Source organism: Pseudomonas sp. P179 (assembly GCF_000478485.2).
GTDB classification, from domain to species: domain Bacteria; phylum Pseudomonadota; class Gammaproteobacteria; order Pseudomonadales; family Pseudomonadaceae; genus Pseudomonas; species Pseudomonas aeruginosa.
Genome location: NZ_KI517354.1, coordinates 2,535,257 through 2,551,309 on the forward strand (window position 1 = coordinate 2,535,257; position 16,053 = coordinate 2,551,309).

At 65.0% G+C, this 16,053-nt stretch carries 22 protein-coding genes; all 22 read right to left on the reverse strand.

Annotated elements, in window-relative coordinates; translation table 11 throughout:
* Positions 1-25: 25 nt before the first annotated feature.
* The 22 genes from HMPREF1224_RS24265 to HMPREF1224_RS24365 all read right to left on the reverse strand — a co-directional run bounded on the left by HMPREF1224_RS24265 (position 26) and on the right by HMPREF1224_RS24365 (position 16,033).
* Positions 26-280: a hypothetical protein gene (locus tag HMPREF1224_RS24265; RefSeq protein WP_003113188.1), complete on the reverse strand. Its 255-nt coding sequence runs from the start codon at positions 278-280 to the stop codon at positions 26-28.
* A gap of 29 nt (positions 281-309) precedes the next feature.
* Complete coding sequence (locus tag HMPREF1224_RS24270; RefSeq protein WP_003113189.1) at positions 310-657, reverse strand: phage tail assembly chaperone family protein, TAC; 348 nt, start codon at positions 655-657, stop codon at positions 310-312.
* Between the two features lie 11 nt (positions 658-668).
* Positions 669-1,163 carry a phage tail tube protein gene (locus tag HMPREF1224_RS24275; RefSeq protein ID WP_003113190.1) on the reverse strand — a complete coding sequence of 165 codons (495 nt, stop codon included), beginning with the start codon at positions 1,161-1,163 and terminating at the stop codon, positions 669-671.
* Between the two features lie 315 nt (positions 1,164-1,478).
* Entirely contained in the window at positions 1,479-1,736 is a 258-nt protein-coding gene (locus HMPREF1224_RS24280) for a hypothetical protein (RefSeq protein WP_003118919.1), read from the reverse strand.
* On the reverse strand, positions 1,733-2,095 hold the full coding sequence (locus HMPREF1224_RS24285) for a hypothetical protein (protein ID WP_003118918.1): 363 nt from the start codon (positions 2,093-2,095) through the stop codon (positions 1,733-1,735). Before HMPREF1224_RS24285 ends, HMPREF1224_RS24280 begins: the two co-directional genes overlap by 4 nt.
* The gene (locus HMPREF1224_RS24290; protein WP_003113192.1) at positions 2,092-2,721 is read right to left on the reverse strand and encodes a glycoside hydrolase family 19 protein; all 630 of its coding nucleotides are present in this window, start codon (positions 2,719-2,721) and stop codon (positions 2,092-2,094) included. Before HMPREF1224_RS24290 ends, HMPREF1224_RS24285 begins: the two co-directional genes overlap by 4 nt.
* Positions 2,722-2,753: 32 nt before the next feature.
* A complete protein-coding gene (locus HMPREF1224_RS24295; RefSeq protein ID WP_010793485.1) occupies positions 2,754-3,743 on the reverse strand; it encodes a phage late control D family protein in 990 nt (329 codons plus the stop codon).
* A gap of 57 nt (positions 3,744-3,800) precedes the next feature.
* Positions 3,801-4,007, reverse strand: a complete 207-nt coding sequence (locus tag HMPREF1224_RS24300) for a tail protein X (RefSeq protein ID WP_003101635.1) — start codon at positions 4,005-4,007, stop codon at positions 3,801-3,803.
* On the reverse strand, positions 3,982-4,854 hold the full coding sequence (locus HMPREF1224_RS24305; RefSeq protein WP_010793486.1) for a phage tail protein: 873 nt from the start codon (positions 4,852-4,854) through the stop codon (positions 3,982-3,984). Before HMPREF1224_RS24305 ends, HMPREF1224_RS24300 begins: the two co-directional genes overlap by 26 nt.
* 9 nt (positions 4,855-4,863) lie before the next feature.
* Positions 4,864-7,101: a hypothetical protein gene (locus tag HMPREF1224_RS24310; protein ID WP_010793487.1), complete on the reverse strand. Its 2,238-nt coding sequence runs from the start codon at positions 7,099-7,101 to the stop codon at positions 4,864-4,866.
* A gap of 169 nt (positions 7,102-7,270) precedes the next feature.
* A complete protein-coding gene (locus tag HMPREF1224_RS24315; protein ID WP_003085178.1) occupies positions 7,271-7,615 on the reverse strand; it encodes a phage tail assembly protein in 345 nt (114 codons plus the stop codon).
* A gap of 14 nt (positions 7,616-7,629) precedes the next feature.
* Positions 7,630-8,133, reverse strand: coding sequence for a phage major tail tube protein (locus HMPREF1224_RS24320; protein ID WP_003085175.1), 504 nt, complete (start codon positions 8,131-8,133; stop codon positions 7,630-7,632).
* Positions 8,134-8,145: 12 nt separating this feature from the next.
* Complete coding sequence (locus tag HMPREF1224_RS24325) at positions 8,146-9,306, reverse strand: phage tail sheath subtilisin-like domain-containing protein (RefSeq protein WP_003121848.1); 1,161 nt, start codon at positions 9,304-9,306, stop codon at positions 8,146-8,148.
* Between the two features lie 42 nt (positions 9,307-9,348).
* Positions 9,349-9,807: a phage tail assembly chaperone gene (locus tag HMPREF1224_RS0112180; protein WP_003118913.1), complete on the reverse strand. Its 459-nt coding sequence runs from the start codon at positions 9,805-9,807 to the stop codon at positions 9,349-9,351.
* Positions 9,804-11,879, reverse strand: a complete 2,076-nt coding sequence (locus tag HMPREF1224_RS24330) for a phage tail protein (RefSeq protein ID WP_010793488.1) — start codon at positions 11,877-11,879, stop codon at positions 9,804-9,806. Before HMPREF1224_RS24330 ends, HMPREF1224_RS0112180 begins: the two co-directional genes overlap by 4 nt.
* A gap of 1 nt (position 11,880) precedes the next feature.
* Positions 11,881-12,414, reverse strand: coding sequence for a phage tail protein I (locus HMPREF1224_RS24335; protein ID WP_003129210.1), 534 nt, complete (start codon positions 12,412-12,414; stop codon positions 11,881-11,883).
* Entirely contained in the window at positions 12,407-13,294 is an 888-nt protein-coding gene (locus tag HMPREF1224_RS24340) for a baseplate assembly protein (RefSeq protein ID WP_003085151.1), read from the reverse strand. The genes HMPREF1224_RS24335 and HMPREF1224_RS24340 overlap by 8 nt, the downstream gene beginning before the upstream one ends.
* Complete coding sequence (locus HMPREF1224_RS24345) at positions 13,291-13,617, reverse strand: GPW/gp25 family protein (RefSeq protein WP_003085143.1); 327 nt, start codon at positions 13,615-13,617, stop codon at positions 13,291-13,293. Before HMPREF1224_RS24345 ends, HMPREF1224_RS24340 begins: the two co-directional genes overlap by 4 nt.
* A gap of 152 nt (positions 13,618-13,769) precedes the next feature.
* Positions 13,770-14,327 carry a phage baseplate assembly protein V gene (locus HMPREF1224_RS24350; RefSeq protein ID WP_003118909.1) on the reverse strand — a complete coding sequence of 186 codons (558 nt, stop codon included), beginning with the start codon at positions 14,325-14,327 and terminating at the stop codon, positions 13,770-13,772.
* Entirely contained in the window at positions 14,324-14,839 is a 516-nt protein-coding gene (locus HMPREF1224_RS24355) for a hypothetical protein (RefSeq protein WP_003113200.1), read from the reverse strand. The genes HMPREF1224_RS24350 and HMPREF1224_RS24355 overlap by 4 nt, the downstream gene beginning before the upstream one ends.
* Positions 14,840-14,860: 21 nt before the next feature.
* The gene (locus tag HMPREF1224_RS24360) at positions 14,861-15,214 is read right to left on the reverse strand and encodes a phage holin family protein (RefSeq protein WP_003101619.1); all 354 of its coding nucleotides are present in this window, start codon (positions 15,212-15,214) and stop codon (positions 14,861-14,863) included.
* Between the two features lie 459 nt (positions 15,215-15,673).
* Positions 15,674-16,033 carry a PA0613 family protein gene (locus tag HMPREF1224_RS24365; protein WP_003118907.1) on the reverse strand — a complete coding sequence of 120 codons (360 nt, stop codon included), beginning with the start codon at positions 16,031-16,033 and terminating at the stop codon, positions 15,674-15,676.
* Between the last annotated feature and the right edge of the window lie 20 nt (positions 16,034-16,053).

Below are 16,053 nucleotides of genomic sequence, written 5' to 3' on the forward strand. Positions count from 1 at the left end.
GACCCCGCCGCAGCGGGGTGGCCTGTCATGCCCATTGATCCATCGCCTGGTGCAGCGAAAGGGGCTGGAGAGCCATATGCGGACGGAACGCGTCGGGATCGGCGTCCGCTCCCAGCGCATGCCCGAGCAACGCAGCGATCCGAGCCAGCGCAAGCTCCAGCCGGTGTCCCGGATGGAGCGAGCCGCGCTTGTTCAGATAGGCGACCCAGGCGCGGTACTCGGCGTAGCTGAGCCGCTCCTTGGCCTCGGCAATGGTCGACCCGCCGACGCCGTTCAGCACCAGTTCGTGCCAAACCTCGTCGGCGGGGGTCAGTTTTTTTCCGCGTCCTCGACCCGGTTGACCTCACCGACCGCCTGCAGCAGCAGGAAGCCCAGCGCCGGGTCGAGGTCGTAGGCCTGTTCGTAGGTCAGGCTTTCCTCTCCCGTCTCGCCCAGGCGAATGCATTCGGCGAGGTAGCGCGCGTTGCGGCTCTGCTGGTCGCCTTCGGCGGAGAACAGGCGCTCCACCGCGCCAAAACTGTTGCGTCGGACGAACACCTGGAAGGTGTCGCTGACCGCCTTCTTCCTGCCGGCGGGAACGCGGGTCCAGGTAATCTCCTTGCGCACCAGCGCCGACTCGATGAAACCGCCCGCCGCACGAAGTTCGTTGAGATTCATCTACGCGCTCCTCAAGCCGACTTCGGCGTCCACTTGCCGGCGCCGGAACGCTGGATGGTGGCCTGGGTAGCGACCAGCGTGTTGCTGGCGAAATCGAAGGGGAAGTCGCTGACGTAGCCTTCGAAGGTGAACCAGGTGCGCGCCGGCGGCAGCACGAAATCGTCGCCTTCGGTGCTGACGGTCGGCTTTACGTCGATTCCGTCGGACCAGCCGATGGCCCACTTGACGCTCGTCTCGCCATCTTTCTCGGACAGCTGGAACAACCGAACGTGACTGGCCAGGCGTGGATCGGCGTTGATGCCGAGTGTCGCCTGGCCAGGGGTGCGCAGGCCTTTCTTGTACTTGCGCGAAGTGTCGCTCAGGCACGGGTCTTCGATCTGGTCGGCCGGATTGCCGCCCGGGTTGAACGAGGTCACGCCTTCGATCTCCAGGACGGTAGCGGCACCGGTACCGGATACCGGCGGAACCAGGGCGTAGATCTGGGTACCTTGAGTCAGGATGGACATGGAAAACTCTCCTTTATGCACATGAAAAGACCCGCACCAGGCGGGTCGTCTGGCCCCGCCTCCAGGACGGTCAGCCGTGGCGCGGTACGCGGTCGGCGAGGAGCCTCCACGTCCCGAGCCGTTGTCGGATGCAAACGAAAAAGCCCGGCACACTGGCCGGGCTCTGAGGTTGCAGGTGACATCCCTGGGGGGACACACCTGTACAAGCATGACTACGTTGTACCGACCGATTCCCGGCTCGACAACGCTGCGGAATCAATACACGGCAATATGCGCCGGACACACGTCCATCGACGTCCATATGCGCCCAGTGTCTCAGCGGCAGGCACGCAATGCCGCCTGCAATTCGAGTTCGTAGCCCTGCCGCTGGCGGCGCTCGGCGAGCAATGCGCGAACCTTGGCCTGCAGCGAATCGCCGGCCTTCAGCGTGGCGCCGGCCCAGCTCGGCGGGCGCACGTCAGGTACACGGCAGGGCACTGCCAGGGGAACCTCGACGCGCACTGGGCGAGGTGTCGTCGGTGAGGCTGCGCAGCCCGCGAAAAGCAGACAAAGCCCCAGCAGGAGACGAGTCATAGTCCCAGCTCCCGGTCGATCGCCGCACCTGCCGCCTGGCAGTCCGTGCCAAAGTCGGGTTCTTGGAGCAGACGCACGGCCGCGGCATACTGCTCCGCGGCCTGCGCCCTGGCCTCGCCGAGTGCCTGCTCGACGTCCTTCGCGCGCCTCTCGGCGCTCGCCCGCACCGCCGCCAGCGCGCGCTGCTGCTCATCGAGCAAAGCCTCGAGCTGGCCGCTGGCGACGCGGCTGGCAGTGAGTTGTCCCAGGGCCTCCTCCAGTTGCGGACGATAATGGCGGGCAACCAGGCCGCCGCCGAGCAAGGCGCCGGCCAGCAGGACCAACAACACGGCCGGCAGGAGCAGAGCGAGCCGGCTCATGACAGCACCGCCCTGGCCCGCTGCCACAACGCCAGGCGCTCCGCCTGGCCATTCAGGCCGCCGTTAATGCGGCGGGTGATGGCAGCGAACTCGCCGCGGTCGGCCAGCTCGTTGAGCCCGTGACCGGCCCACCACCAGGCGGCGCTGCGGGCCGCCGGCACGGGCTGCTCCAGGCGCCAGGGCTCGGCTTCCAGCGGCTCGCCGAGGGCCTCGCCGACCAACCGGTAGTTGGCACGCCCGGTGATTTGTAGCAAGCCACGCCCGCGGAAGCGCCAGCCATCGCCGGACGCTTCGTCGCCATTGCCGTTGCGCGTGGCGTAGGTGTTGTCGGCAATCGCCTGCGGATTGCGCGCCAGCCGCAAGGCCAACGCGTTGGGCTGCCCGTCGGGGCCGAGATAGCGACCCGGCCAGGTCGCCGCCAAGCCTTGGGCGCTGTAATTGAGGTTCTCCACCAGCCGGGTCAACTGGCTGCTTTCGTGGCCGACCTGGGCGAGAAACGCGGCACGCCGCGCCGGTGTGTCGATCTCCCTCTCGTCCATGGCCCGTTGCAACGCCACAACGAAAACGCCCGCGACGAGGCGGGCGTTGGGAAAAATGCGCAGCAATTGCTGCTCGGTCAGTTTCATCGATCCTCCTGCACTCCGATGGGTTTCAGGCGTCACCCCTTGCCGCCTCGGCCGCCGTTGCATTGCACGACAGTGGTCCATCCGCTGGAGCTGTAGGTGTGCTCCACCGAGTCGATCAGGAACTCGCCGTCGATTCCCGCCTTGAAGCCTTGGAGCAGCAGGCTGCGCTCGGCGAACAGGTCGCCACGCCCTGGCAGTTCCAGGCGCACACTGGCGCTGGAGCGGCTGAAGCTCGCCAGGCGAGCCTTCGCCGCCTGCTCGGCCTCTCCACGGCTGGCATAGAGATGCCGGTCGACATGCTCGCCCATAGCCGTAGCCGGTGCCTTCGGGTTCTTCAGCTCGACGCTCTTGACCTCGCCGCTGCCGGGCAATTGGTAGCGGGTCTTCACCGTTCTCATCAGGCTGCGGTCGTCGTAGGTAACGTCGAAGCTGCCGACGTCAGCACGTCCCAACACCAAAGGTTCGATCCGACGCCCCGTGGCGCTCTGCCCGCTCTGTCGCGGCAGCACCATGAGCATGCCCTCGGCCAGCTTGGCGGTGCAGTCGTACTGGCGCGCCAGACGGGTGACGAAGTGGTAGTCGGACTCATTGACCTGGTCGACCCGGGCGATCGCCACCTGCAACGGACACTCCACGCGCCAGCCGTTGCGTGCGCCAACATCGCGGCAGACCTGAGCCAGGGTAGTGCCCTCCCAACCGCCGCTGCGTATCGTCTTGCCACTGCCGCGCATGTCGCCGGCCTTGGCAGTGACGGTCAGGCAGTCCGGCGGACCAGCCCACTGCAAGGTGTCCACGGTAAAGCGTCCCATGCGCATCAGTGGCTCGCCGGCATAGCCGAGATGAACCTCCAGCACCGCACCGCGCCTGGGTAAGGCCACCTGTCCATCGCGATCGTCGATCCTCAAGGTCAGGCTGTCGGACTCCATGCCCGGCTTGTCCAGCAGGGTCAGCTTGAGCAGGCGGTCATTCAGCCGCTGGGTGACGTCGGTGCCGTCGGCAACGATACGGAAACTCGGTTGCACCTGATCTCTCCAGAAAAGAAAAACCCCGCCAAGGCGGGGTTGCGGGTGAGCGGTCGATCAATCCCACAGGCGCACCTGTTCGACATTGACCACCGGCATGTCAGGGAAACTGATCAGCAAGCCGGCGCGGAATGGCTGCTGCTCATCGGCCAGCCCGGGATTGGCGTCGAGGGTCGCCTCGACGCAGCCCAACAGATGGCCATAGACGTGGTAGCAGAGGCTGTCCAGCATGTCGCCGTCAGCGGTTCGGCAGGTCGTCGCCATAGCGCTTGAACTCCAGGTCGAAGGTTTGTTTGCGGGGAGCGCCGTTGCCCAGCAGGGCGCTCTGGTTCTCGCTGATCCGCACCAGACACCAGAGGCCCATCTGCACCTCGCCGTAGCCGCTGCTCAGGATCAGCGGCTCACGCCGCTCCGCCAACCGGCGCAGCGCTTCGAGCTGCTCCAGACCGACGACCTTTTCCTGGTTGCCTACCTGTCGACGCAGCGGGAATACCGCACCCTTGAGCAGGATGCTCTCCTCGCCCATGCCGACGCTCTGCAGCGCCGGCCGCCGGCCCAGGCGCACCTGCCCGCTCCAGTTGTAGGCACTGTTGCGCTGCAGGGCGTCGAAGGCGGCAGTATTCAGGTTGAAGTAGAACGGTTGGGCATTGGCGGTCAGCGGCTGCAGTACCAGCAGGTGCGGCAAGGGCGCTACGGCCTCGCTCGAGGGCGTCGCCGAGGGTGCCAGCAGCCACGACGGCAGCACCCCCGCCAGCGTCGGACTGATGTCGCCAGCGACCTTGCCGACCGCCTGCGCGGCACTGTTTACCTGGACCTTCAGCGCATCCACGCGTTCGTCGATACCAAGCAACGCCCGGCTCGCCCGGTCATAGGTGGAGACCACGCGGTTCACCTTGCCCTGCGCCTGGCCGATGCCGCGCATGGCACGCTGCAGCCGGGCAGCCATTTCCGGCGATACGCCGGGCAGGTTCTCCAGCTCCGCGGCTGCGCCGCGGATCTCGCTGATCGCACCGTTCACCGGAGCGACCACCTTGTCCAGACTCTTGCGTCCGGACTCGCCGGCGCGACCCAGGTACCTCAGGCCGGCCTGCAATTGTTCCAGATATGCCATGGGGACTCCTTAGACCATCGCCGGATCGTAGAGGCTGCGCCGCTGCCGCTCGTCGGCGAAGTCGACAAGCATGCGTTGCAGGTAGGGCAGCAACTCGTCGGCCAGGCGCTGCGGCTCGTGTACGTTGCCTTGCACCGTCAGGTTGATCTGCGGCGCGAAGGTCCAGTTGGGCGCAGCCGCGACGGGCTCGGCCTGTGGTGCGGGCACCGCCGGCTTGTTGTCCGAGGCCGCCGGCGGATCGCCAGCCAGACTGCGTCCCAGACGCCCCCCCAGTTCGCTACCGCCCCAGGCGCCGATAGCGCCGCCAACCAATCCACCGATCAGCGTACCGACCACCGGCACCACCGAGCCGATGCTCGCTCCCAGAGCGGCGCCAGCCAGGGAACCAGCCAGGGAGCCACCGGCCTCGCCATAGGCGATGGTCTTTTCGCTCTCCGACAGGTCGCTGGAGTAAACCTCAGCAACATCGATCAACGACGAGGCCACTTGCAGCGGCGCGTTGCGTATGGGCAAACGCGACAGGCGCGGCAGCTTTCCTGCCATCGCCCCCAAGCCTCCTCCAGCCGAGAAGCCAAGGGATGGAAGGGAGCGGGCCTTCACCCCACCGCCCTTGCCTCTCTTCCTGCGTGGTGTTTGACCGCGCTTTCGTTGTGCCGGCCTCCTCGCGGACTCCAGCGTAGAGTCGCTTCCCGGCACCGGCCAGTTGGTAACGAACACGCGCTGTATTTCGCTACCACCCGATACCCGGCCTGCGCCCTGTTCGATCAGATCGCCGACGGCAGCGCTCCCTCGCCGACCGAGCCGACCGCCACGCAACACGTCGATAGCGCCGCGCCCTCCCTTGTAGGCGAGATACCCGGATAACACCGCACCTGCGGCGGCGGTAAGACCGGCCGTCGTCCGCGGATAGGCTTCGAGCAGCTCCGCAGTCGACTCGCCGAGTACCGCGCTCCCCTTGGCCAGGTTGTCCAGATATGGATTCAGGGCGCTGCCCAAAGCGGTCTGCGCCCTCTCCCAACTGTCGCTGGAAGCCTTCCACAGCTCCTGGGACATCCCCTTGCGACGCTGCGCATCGCGCTCCGAAGAGCCTACGGAAGACTGCTGGGATTCGAGCAAGCCCTGGAACTCGCCGCGCGACGCTCGATAGGCTTCAAGCGCCGGCGACGCCACGCCGGCGCTGAGCTTGCCGCCCTTATCCCGATAGCGCGCAGCCAGCTCCAGGTTGGCCTCCAGCAGACTCGCTCCGTCCTTGCGCAGCGCTTCCAGGTCCCGGTCGTAGTCCTGGCCATAAGCGCGTTTCAAGCTGCCGCTGCCGACGAACTCCAGCCAGGCCTTCATCCGCACGTCCGCTTTGTCTGGCGTGGTGTTCTTTGCCTGAATCTCCAGCAAGGCACCCAGTGCACCGACATCGCCGGCCGTGGCCTCTCCCGCATTGCCCAGCGCTGACAACAAGGCAGGCAGGCGACGCGCCAGGGCCTCACTGCCGACTCTGCCTTTACCCAGGACGACCAGACGGTCGAGGGAGGCGGACAATTGCTCTGGCGAGTCCGAACCCTGGGCCAGTTGCAACGCTCGAACCAGCCCCGCAACCTCGGCTGAAGCAATCCCTTGGCCAAAGCCGAAGCGGCCCGCCAGTCCCAGATTCATTTGCGCGGCGGCGAACCCCATGCCGGTGGCGTTCAAGTGCTCCAGCATGTCCAGCGTCGCCGTGCGTCCCAGGCCGCTCTGGTTGGCGCTGTCCTGGATCAGGGATGCCAAGGCTGGCTCCCGGCCGACGTCCAGGCCGTTGCGGATCGCCAGGTCGCGCAACCGCGCTTGATAACCGGCAGCCGTCTTGCTGGCTTCCACGACCAGTCCGGAAAATGCGCTAGCCAATGGCATTGCCTGGCTGGCCTGCTCCAGCCGTTGCAGGCCGCGGACCTGCATATCCAGGCCACGCTGCATCTCGCCCAGTCGAGCGTAGGCATCGCCCGCGGCCCTGGCCTCGATGCCGAGTCGCTTCAGTTGCTCCTGGCGTTCGCCAAGCTGCCGGGCATGCTCAGCAACGCCGCGGTCCCCGACCTTGCGCATATCGGCGAGCTCTCGCTCCAGGCGTATGGCGTCTCCCAGCACATCCCTCAGGCTGGAAGCCTGGCGGGAACGTTCCTGGAGACTGTCGAGCCGTGCCTTGACGGTCTCGAATGCCTTGCCCAAGGAGGGGTCGGCGATGCCGCCGATGGAGACCACCAGGTCCATGTCTTTACTCATGACGGTTCGTCTCGTCTGTTATCGATGTCCGCCTCCGCGGACCTACTGAAGTAGCGCGGGCGCCGCTCGCCTGGCGGACGGCGCCGTCGCTCACTCCTCGCCCTCGGCGAGCCACCAGAGCAGGTCGCCCAGGGTCATGCGCTCCAGTTCGCTGGCCTGGAAGCCCAGCTCAATGGCCAGGCGCCTCGCCAGTTGACGCATACGCGAAGGTGTCGTCCGTGTCGTCTTGCACCAGGCGAAAGTAGGCGCCTTGCAGCCGCTGGTAGTCGCTCAGCTTCAGCCCCTCCAGGTCCTGGCGGCTGACCTGCGCCAGCGAGGCGAACAGTTGCAGTTCGCGCTCCTCGGCATCGTCGCCGGCCACCTTGCCGGCCAGGCGGATATCACGCACGGTGGGTGCACGCAGGGTCAGCGTGTCGACGCTGACCCCGTTGCACTGTGCCGGACGCGAGAGACGAACGAGGGCGGCGTCGGCATCCAGCGTCAGCCAGCCCGGCAGTCGATTCTCTTGGGTCATGTCCGGAGCTCCTCTTACAGGCCGAGGTCGTTGCGCATGCCGGCCAACTGGTCGACACCGTTGATCGCGCGGACACCGTTGACCGGATCGATCTCGTAGACCTCGCGGCCATCGACTTCCAGCTTGTAGTAGCTGACCGCAACGGCGTACTTGAACTCGGCTTTCTCGCCGGCTTTCCAGTCGCCCGGGTCGACCTCCTTGAGCAGGCCGCGCAGGGTAGCCACCACTGGCACGCTGGCGCCCTTCTGGCCCTTGAAGGAGCCACGGAACACGCCATTGAAAGCGCTCTGGTCGGCCAGGCCGAAGAAATTCAGCGCTTCTCGGCGGGCACCGTTGGTGGAGAACTTGGCTTCCATCGCCTCCAGGCCCATGTCGATGGATACCGGCGCATCCATGCCGCCGGCACGGTATTGCTCGGTCTTCACAGCCAGCTTGGGCAGGGTCAGGGATGGCACGTCACCGGCGAAGCTCACGCCGTCGATGAACAGATTGGTATTGGTCAGGGTTTGCGGAATCATCACGGGCGCTCCTTAGGCGACATCCAGAACTTCGGTGAGCCACTGATCGGTCACCTCGACACGGAAATTGGGGTTCTCGGCAGGCGGCACATCGGTGAAACGGATGTTCCAGTACACCTTGCCCTGGGCCAGCTGGCTGGCGCTGTTCAGGTCCGGGTCGGCATAGACCTCGAAGTTGATCACCGCTCCCTGGTTCTTCAGATCGCGCATGAAGGCGCGCAGGCCCTCGGTGACATCCTTCACGTAGGTCTTGGTGATACCGCGGTCCACCGCCCACTTGTGCCCGGCGAGGATCGCATCCATTACCAGGTCCATGGTCCGAACACGGGTGACGAAAGCCCACTTGCTGTCGCTGGACAAGGTGCGGTTGCCCCACAGGCGATAGCCATCGTCGCGAATGATCGTCGCGATATTGGCGTTGTTGAGCAGGTTGGCGCGACAGGTCTCATCGCCGTCGAGGAACTCCACCGGACGGCTGGTGCCGGTGACGCCCTTGATCTCCTTGTTCGACGGCGAGGACCAGAAGCCGTACTCGGCGTCGGTCCAGGCGAACAGGCCGGCGGCGTAGGCCGAAGCCGGGGCGTTGCGCGCGGCATTGGTGGCGCTGTCCCAAACCTGAACGCCCGGGTCGACCATGAAAAGGCGCTTGCTGCCGAAGTTCTTGGCGTAGGCGACGGCCGCCTCGTCGGTGCTATTGGGACCATCGAGAATGGCGATGGCCCGCAGTTTCTCGGCCAGCCCGTCCATGGCGGTGGCCACCGCTTGCTGGGCCGAATGACCCGGCGCAACTAGTAGACGTGGCTGGGCATTGAAGCGGCTCTTGCCGTCGAGCAAAGCCTGCAGCCCGGTGCGCTCGCCGGCGGCACTGATACCACCTATGACGGCGCTGGCCTGGGCCTCGGGAGTCTCCGCGGCTTCCACGCCCACCGCCACGATCACGGCCTGGGCACGGTTATAGATGGCCTCGCAGGCCAGGTAGATAGACGAGCCGATGCCGAACGCCGCGGCGGCGTCCTTCTTGCTGGTGAGCAGCACCGGGACGTTGGGCTTGGCGCTTGCCTGCGCCCCCGGCGTGAACACATCGCAGAGGCCGATGACGGAACTGGCCGGCAGCGCGATGGTGCGCGCACCGATATCGACGTTGGTTACCGTAACGCCGTGGAAGAAACTCATAGGTAGATCTCCATTAATGAAAAACCCCGCACAAGGCGGGGTTCAGGGGGTGACATAACGTCTGAGCCAATCTGGTACGGACGGACGTCCGCCACTGTCGGGAAATAAAGGCTCTTCCGGCCAATCCCGTAAGCTGGCTCTGTACGACATGAGTTCATGGTATTGGACAGGGAGTAAGGTCGTTTCCTTTCCGGTTTCCAATTGATCTCGATGGCGAACAACTAGGCCGTCGGTCGCCAACAGCTGACTATCCCGCCATCTCCGCTCATGGGCGCTACGTTGCTGACGGGAAAGCGGAGGGCGCTCGATCGCTACTGGGTTCCCATTCACGTCGGAACTGATTGCTCGGCCTGCCGCCTGTTCGTTCATCAGTTGTTCATGTAGCTCTGCGCTGACCCACTCGCCATCGACTGGCCAGCAGCCTGCGTATTCATAAACCTCTCGCAAGGAGGCCGGATAGAATGCCACCTGGCTTGGAGAGAAATAATATTCGCCCTTCATCGTCCAAATGCCTCCCATGAAAGAACCGCCTGAGCAAAGTAGCCATTGCGAATCACCGCGGTAGTGGTAGTCGCTCCACGGAAACCTGTACTGGCATCCGTTCCCGGATGGAAAGCACTCGTCTGATTCGCATATCCGCCGAGGCATAGCGTAGGGAAAGGAATCGGGAACGTAATCGAAGCATCGGCATCGGCGGGGCAAGTGACCTGCCCCCATTGCCTAATGAGGCCAGTGTCATTGTCCCGCCACCATCCGCTCGCCCCAAGGGAAGCAGTCGCAGGAACCCCTGCTCCGATAGTGCTACGTGCTCCCGCTGCCGTATTCGAACCGACGCCGCCACGTGCCAGGGGGAGAATGCCCGAAGTAAGCTGTCCGACGTCATGGTTATGTGCGGATGGTGGAAAAGTGGCAGGTTTTCCCGGTAACGCATTCCAATAGAACCCCGACTTCAACAGATAGTCACTGGGGTTGAAGTCTCCGCCATGCCACATGCGACGCCAGGGAAACCAGGTATTTGAATGCCGGCACCGGAAATAGAAACTCTCACCATCGTAGGCTTGATACGTCTGATAGATGAAATTGCTACTCGCGGCGTACACATGAAGCAGGCCGGCCCGAACTATAGGGTAGTTGGCTCCACTGGCAGCTTGGGCAGTAAAACTCTGGCTCCACCACCCTGAGGTCACCATCGAATCCAGGTTGACGCCTCCAGGCAGTTCACCATCGGCCTCTTTGGTGAAGGAACCTCCAATGTCGCAGCGCTGCCAGGGCAACCACTCCCGGATGCTAGGGTTGGCCGCGTAGGACACCCGTACATACATCTCGGATGTAGCGTTGTAGCTCGTTGCAATCTGCGAAGCATTGCCGTTCTGATCCGGATAGAACATCGACTGGATGTAGAAGTATCGTCCGGCAACAGGTCCGTTCGCATGATTGGTCAGCATCAACGGCACGGTCGCGGTGTTCGGATCGCTACTGTTCGAGACAGCAGTAGCCAACCCGCGCGCGAATACCGGCAAACGCTGCTCGGCCAGCACCCCGCTGACCAGCTTCGACGCATCCAGCCCGGGAATGTCCGTCGCCGCCAGCGCCATTCCAGCAGTCACCCTTCCCTTCGTATCCACGGTCACCTTCGGATAGCTGCCCGCCGCCACACCGGTAGCGGAAAGACTCAGCGGCGCAGAAACATTGGCACTGCCGTCGAAGGTCACCGACCAGGAGGCATCGCCACTGGCTGCCAGGCTGCGCGGTGCGGCCAGCCTGCTGGATGACACGGCGTTGCCATCGACTCGCAGCGCATCGGTGATGCCATAGCCGGCCAGGGTGGTGGCCTTGTTCGCTTTCTGCGCCATTTTTCCGTCGGTATCGGCCTTGGTATAGGCATCTCCGATCGCATAGCCGGCCAGGGTGGTCGGATTGCTGCCCTGGGTGACCACCCCGTTGGCGTTCACCGTGACCGAGCGATAGCTGCCCGCCGTCACGCCGGACGGCGCCAGGCCAATGCTGCGGTCGGCAGAAAGATCGCCCCCACCGACCAGGCCATTGCCAGCCAGGATCCTGCGGCCCTTGAAATCGGCAGCGACCTTTTCCTTCACCCAGTCCTGAGTGGCGTAGATGATGCCGTTGTCGATCAGCAGCTGGACATTCTCCAGCCCGGAGAGTGCGATGTTCACCCGAATGGTCTGGGTCCGCGCACTGCCACTTTCCATTGCTGCCTTGTAGCTGGGCGGGCAGTTGGATACCGCGACGAACTTGCCGTCGACATCCTGCAGGCCGATCTCGCGGATCCAGAAGCCACCTACCTCAACTGGCAGCACCACCTCGGCAACCAAGGTATTGGCGTTCTTGTCGGAAACGAACAGCCGATTCAACTGGGCCCGATGGCGTTGGTTGATCAGGCTCTTCTGCGCCGCCGAAGGCAATGGATCCGGCGTGTCGCCCGGCGCACCGCCAGCATCGCCGATCAGCATATGAGTCGGCTGCCATTTCTTGCCTGCTGCGCTGGCCGCAGCCAGCGCAGCGGCACCTATGTCGGTGAGCAGGCCACCGTATTTCGGAGTATTGGTCGTCATGTCACTGTTTCCAGGGGAAGATTTCCAGGGTGTCGCCGTCGGTCACGGCCAGTCCGTGACGGGACCGGATTACCGGGGTGATGCGCAGGTCCAGGCGGGTCAGGTGTCGACTCACCGGGCGGACGTCATCGAGCAAGCGCTCCAGCTCCAGTGCGGTGCCTTCGTCGATGCCACGGTCACTGACGTCCACGGTGATCTCGAAGGTCCCCGGCACGCCGGTCGGGCTTCGCTGCCACCATTCGGTGACCTCGCTCAGCGCACCGATCGGCTCGACCACTTGGCGCAACGCGGTCAGCGTGCCTTTGCGCTGGTGCAGGACGAAGGACGTCGCTACCGCATTGCGCTTGGCCTCGTCGCTCCAGTCCGGGTCCCAGCGGTCCACCGAGCGCGTCCAGGCCAGGTAGGGCAACAAGGCCGCCTCACAGCGTGCCGGATCGTGAAGCTCACGAAGCGGCACCGGCAGTTCGGCAGGCAATACATCACCCAGAGAGCGTTCCAGAGAACTCCTGTTTGGCGGCAGCAGTCGGCTACTCATCGACGCCTCCCAAGGTGATCGCGTACCCCGTGCAATAGGCCGCCTGGGTTTCATCCAGGACCACGTCGGCCGCAGGCTCCTGCAGTTCGACGCGCTGCACGCCTTCGACATGCAGGGTGGCGAACAGGGCCGAACGCCGGATGTCGCGGCCCAGGCGGCGCTGGGCGGAAATGTAGTCGCGCAGCGAAGCCTCGGCGGCGGCACGGATCAGTTCGGCCTCGGGACCGGGAAACAGGTAGAGCTGCGCCTTGACCTGATAGGGAACGATTCCTGCCGAGCGCACCGTTACCCGATCCGCGACAGGACGCACGTCCTCCGCGTTCAGCGCCAGGCGCACTGCCTGCAACACCGCTTCCGGTGCCTGCCCGTTGCCTTCCACCCCGAGCACGCTGATCAGCACTTCGCAGGGCGCCGGACTGGTCGCAGAGGCATCCGCCACCCTTCCATCCGCGCCCAGCGCATGGGCTATATAGGCGTTCCGCGGTCCTGCGACGGATAGCTGCTCGAACGCGAGCTGGATGCGATTGCGCAGCGACTTGTCGCTCTCGTATTGCGCCTCCACCGGCGGTACCGCCTCGGGCTGAGCGGGCCTGATCAGCAAACGCTGCACATTGAAGCCGGCACCGATCTGGTCGAGATCGGCACCGCTGGCGTATGCCAGCATCACCGCCCGCGCCGCATCGTTGATCCGCGCCCGCAGCAGCAGTTCTCGATAGGCCGCCAGTTGCAGAAGCTTGAGAACCGGATCGGACTCCACCTCCGCTGTCCATTCGCCAGCCATGGCTTCGCGGAAGTCGCCCAACAGCTCTTGGTAAATCGTCTCGAAATCGAGGTTTTCGATAACCTCTGGCTCCGGCAACTGGGAAAGATCGATGATCACGCCGAGACCTCCATATTGATGTTCTCGCCCTCGAACACGCCGCTCAGGAGCAGATCCACGCGGCCATCGACGACCGCGACGACTCGCACGGCAGACAATGCGATGCGCGGTTCCCAGCGCCCCAGGGAACGGGCTACCTCAGCCTGCACGGCGCTTTTCCAGCCTTCGCTCACCGGCATGTCGACCATCCGCCGCAGCTTGCTGCCGTACTCGGGGCGCATGCGCCTGCTGCCCAACGGGGTGGTCAGGATGTCCTCGACGGACTGTTTAAGATGAGCCAGGCCGGACAGGGGCAGCCCGCTACGGCGATCCATCCCGATCATCGCCCTGCCCTCCCGCTCCGGCAGAGACAGGCCGCGCCTGGCTCCGAATGGCTGTGAGTGTTGCCCATGGCGAACTCCGCAAACGAAAAGGCCCGCTCGCGCGGGCCGGTTGAATGTTCGACGGACCGCCCTTCGGCCGCCCCGTCGTATGTTCAATGGGTGTGGTGGTTGCTGTTGCCGACGGTGTCGATGATCGAGCCGCCGCCGAGGATGTCTCCGCTGACCGTCAGTGTCCCGGCGATCTCCACCGGTCCTTCCAGGCTGATCTTCGGCGCCTTGAGACTGACCGCCCCGTCGCTGACCCGCACCTCGCTGGCGCCGACCCTCACTTCCACGGTGCCGCTGGGCAGCTCGACGCGGTAGCGATGCGCAGCCCAGTCGTAACTCAACGAGGCGCCGTCGTCGAAACGCCAGGTCTCACTGCTGGCGCTGTTGTCCGGCGCCGTGCCCGCATCGCCGTACAGACCGGGAATAAAGGTGCCCATTGACACTCCGCCCGACGGGCTGAGCAGTATCCCCTGTTCGCCTATGCTCGGCGCACGCCAGTGGCGAACCTTGCCGGCTGCCAGGGAGTGCCAGCGCAGCCAGCCGCTGGTCCAGTCGCCGGAGCGCACCCGTACCCGCGCCGCTGCCAGGTCCACGGCGACCACCACGCAGGGCAGGATCATCGCGGCGAGCATGCGGTCATGCTCCGCACTGACATAGCTCATGCCAACGCCTCCGGAGCGAAGTAGTCCGGCTCATGGCCGGGGCCGGTCTGCGGGTCGAAGCCCAGCATCAGGCTGCCCGGCGGCTGGTCCTCCCAGGCCCACTCCGGGTCTCCGAGACGCAGCGACTGCGTCCACTCGACCAGCCAGACACGCAGGCTCTTCAGCTCCTCGCGACTGCCGTCGACGGCCGAGCGTACGAAGCGCGCCGGCTGCAGAGACAGGTTCCAGGTCTGCTCGCGCAATGTCCGAACGATTCCGCAAGCAATGGATACCGCCTGGCGATCGGCACCAGGCGGCACCATTATCCGCGCCTGCAGGCGGCACAGCAGGGCACTCTCGCCGGTACCGGGATCGCGCTCGGGCAGTAGCTCGGCTATCTCCAGGGAAACCGCCGGGGTATTTTCCGGCACGCCTGGCCAGAAGCCGATCAACTGCGCCTCCGGCAGACGCTCACGCAGTACCTGCTCGATGGCCGCGTACAGAGCCTCGAGCGTAACAGCCTGTTCAGGCATGGTTGACTCCTTCGATCAGTTTCAATGCGGGCCACGGTCGTCCGACTGTTCCTCGGGCAGCTCGCAAACCCCCAGGCGCCGGGCGGCCCAGCGTTCGTAGAGACCGACTGCGATCTCCGCGCCGGCCGCGGCGGTCAGGCTGCCCAGCGCCGCGGCGAACAGCAGCGCGGCGCCGCAAGCCAACGCCAGCAGCATCACCGCCACGCCGCAGACGATCGACGCGCCGGAGCGCAGCGCCAGGCGCCGCAACAAGGCCCAGCCGCCGAGACCGGCCTTGTCGGCACGCCACATCTCGCCGCTGACGCCGCCCAGCGCGGCGAGCAGGATCAGTACCCAGAGCGGCATTTCCGTCAGTGTCTGCGGTTCGTTGCCCATGGGTCCCTCCTTGGCAGGCAGCGCCGGGCACGTCCGCACGAACGTTTTCCCGGGCAATAAAAAACCCGGCGCCAGGGCCGGGTTCCGGTGCTTCACGAGTGCCTCCCTGGGGACGCACCTTTACAAGAATGACTACTTTTTACCGCCCGATTCCCAGCCCGGCAATGCCTTCTCGACAATCCACTGCAATAGGAGGGAGACGCACCACGATATGAGGGTGATATACCGCCCTGGGAACCTTCGCCAGGCATCCGGGCAAGCGCGTACCCACTTCCGATATGGAAAAGCCCGGCATCGACTGACGAAAAGGATGGCTCCGCCAGCCCGACCCCGCCTCTACCGTGCAGGGTCCGCTGCTGTGCATGGGGCTCGCCGCCTCCATGGGCGACAGGCATAAAAAAACCGGCTCGAAGGCCGGTTGGAAAATTCCAGGGGGGACACGGTATCCAGTCCAGGAACTCAGGCCACCCGCCGCAGCAGGCCGTCCTGGATACCCTGGTGCGCCACATGCAGGCGCAGATAGAAGGTGTTGCGGCTGCAACCGCAGTGGCGGTACTTCTGCTCGGGGAAGCTGTCGCGATTGAGATAGTGCTCCACCACCACGTTCTTCAGTTCCTCGGGTAGGCGATTCACCAGGCGATCGACCTCCGCCACACGGTCGAGGATCACCCGGCTGCCACGGTGGCCGCGGACCACCTCGCCCTTGCTGGCGATCAGCATGGCGATCAGGTTGCCGCCGGCGTAGCCGCCTCCGTTGCTGCCTGGCGCGTGCATTTCCTCGGCCCAGAGCTTGAGCATTTCATCGATGGCTTTGATCACGGTCGTGTCTCCTTTCACTG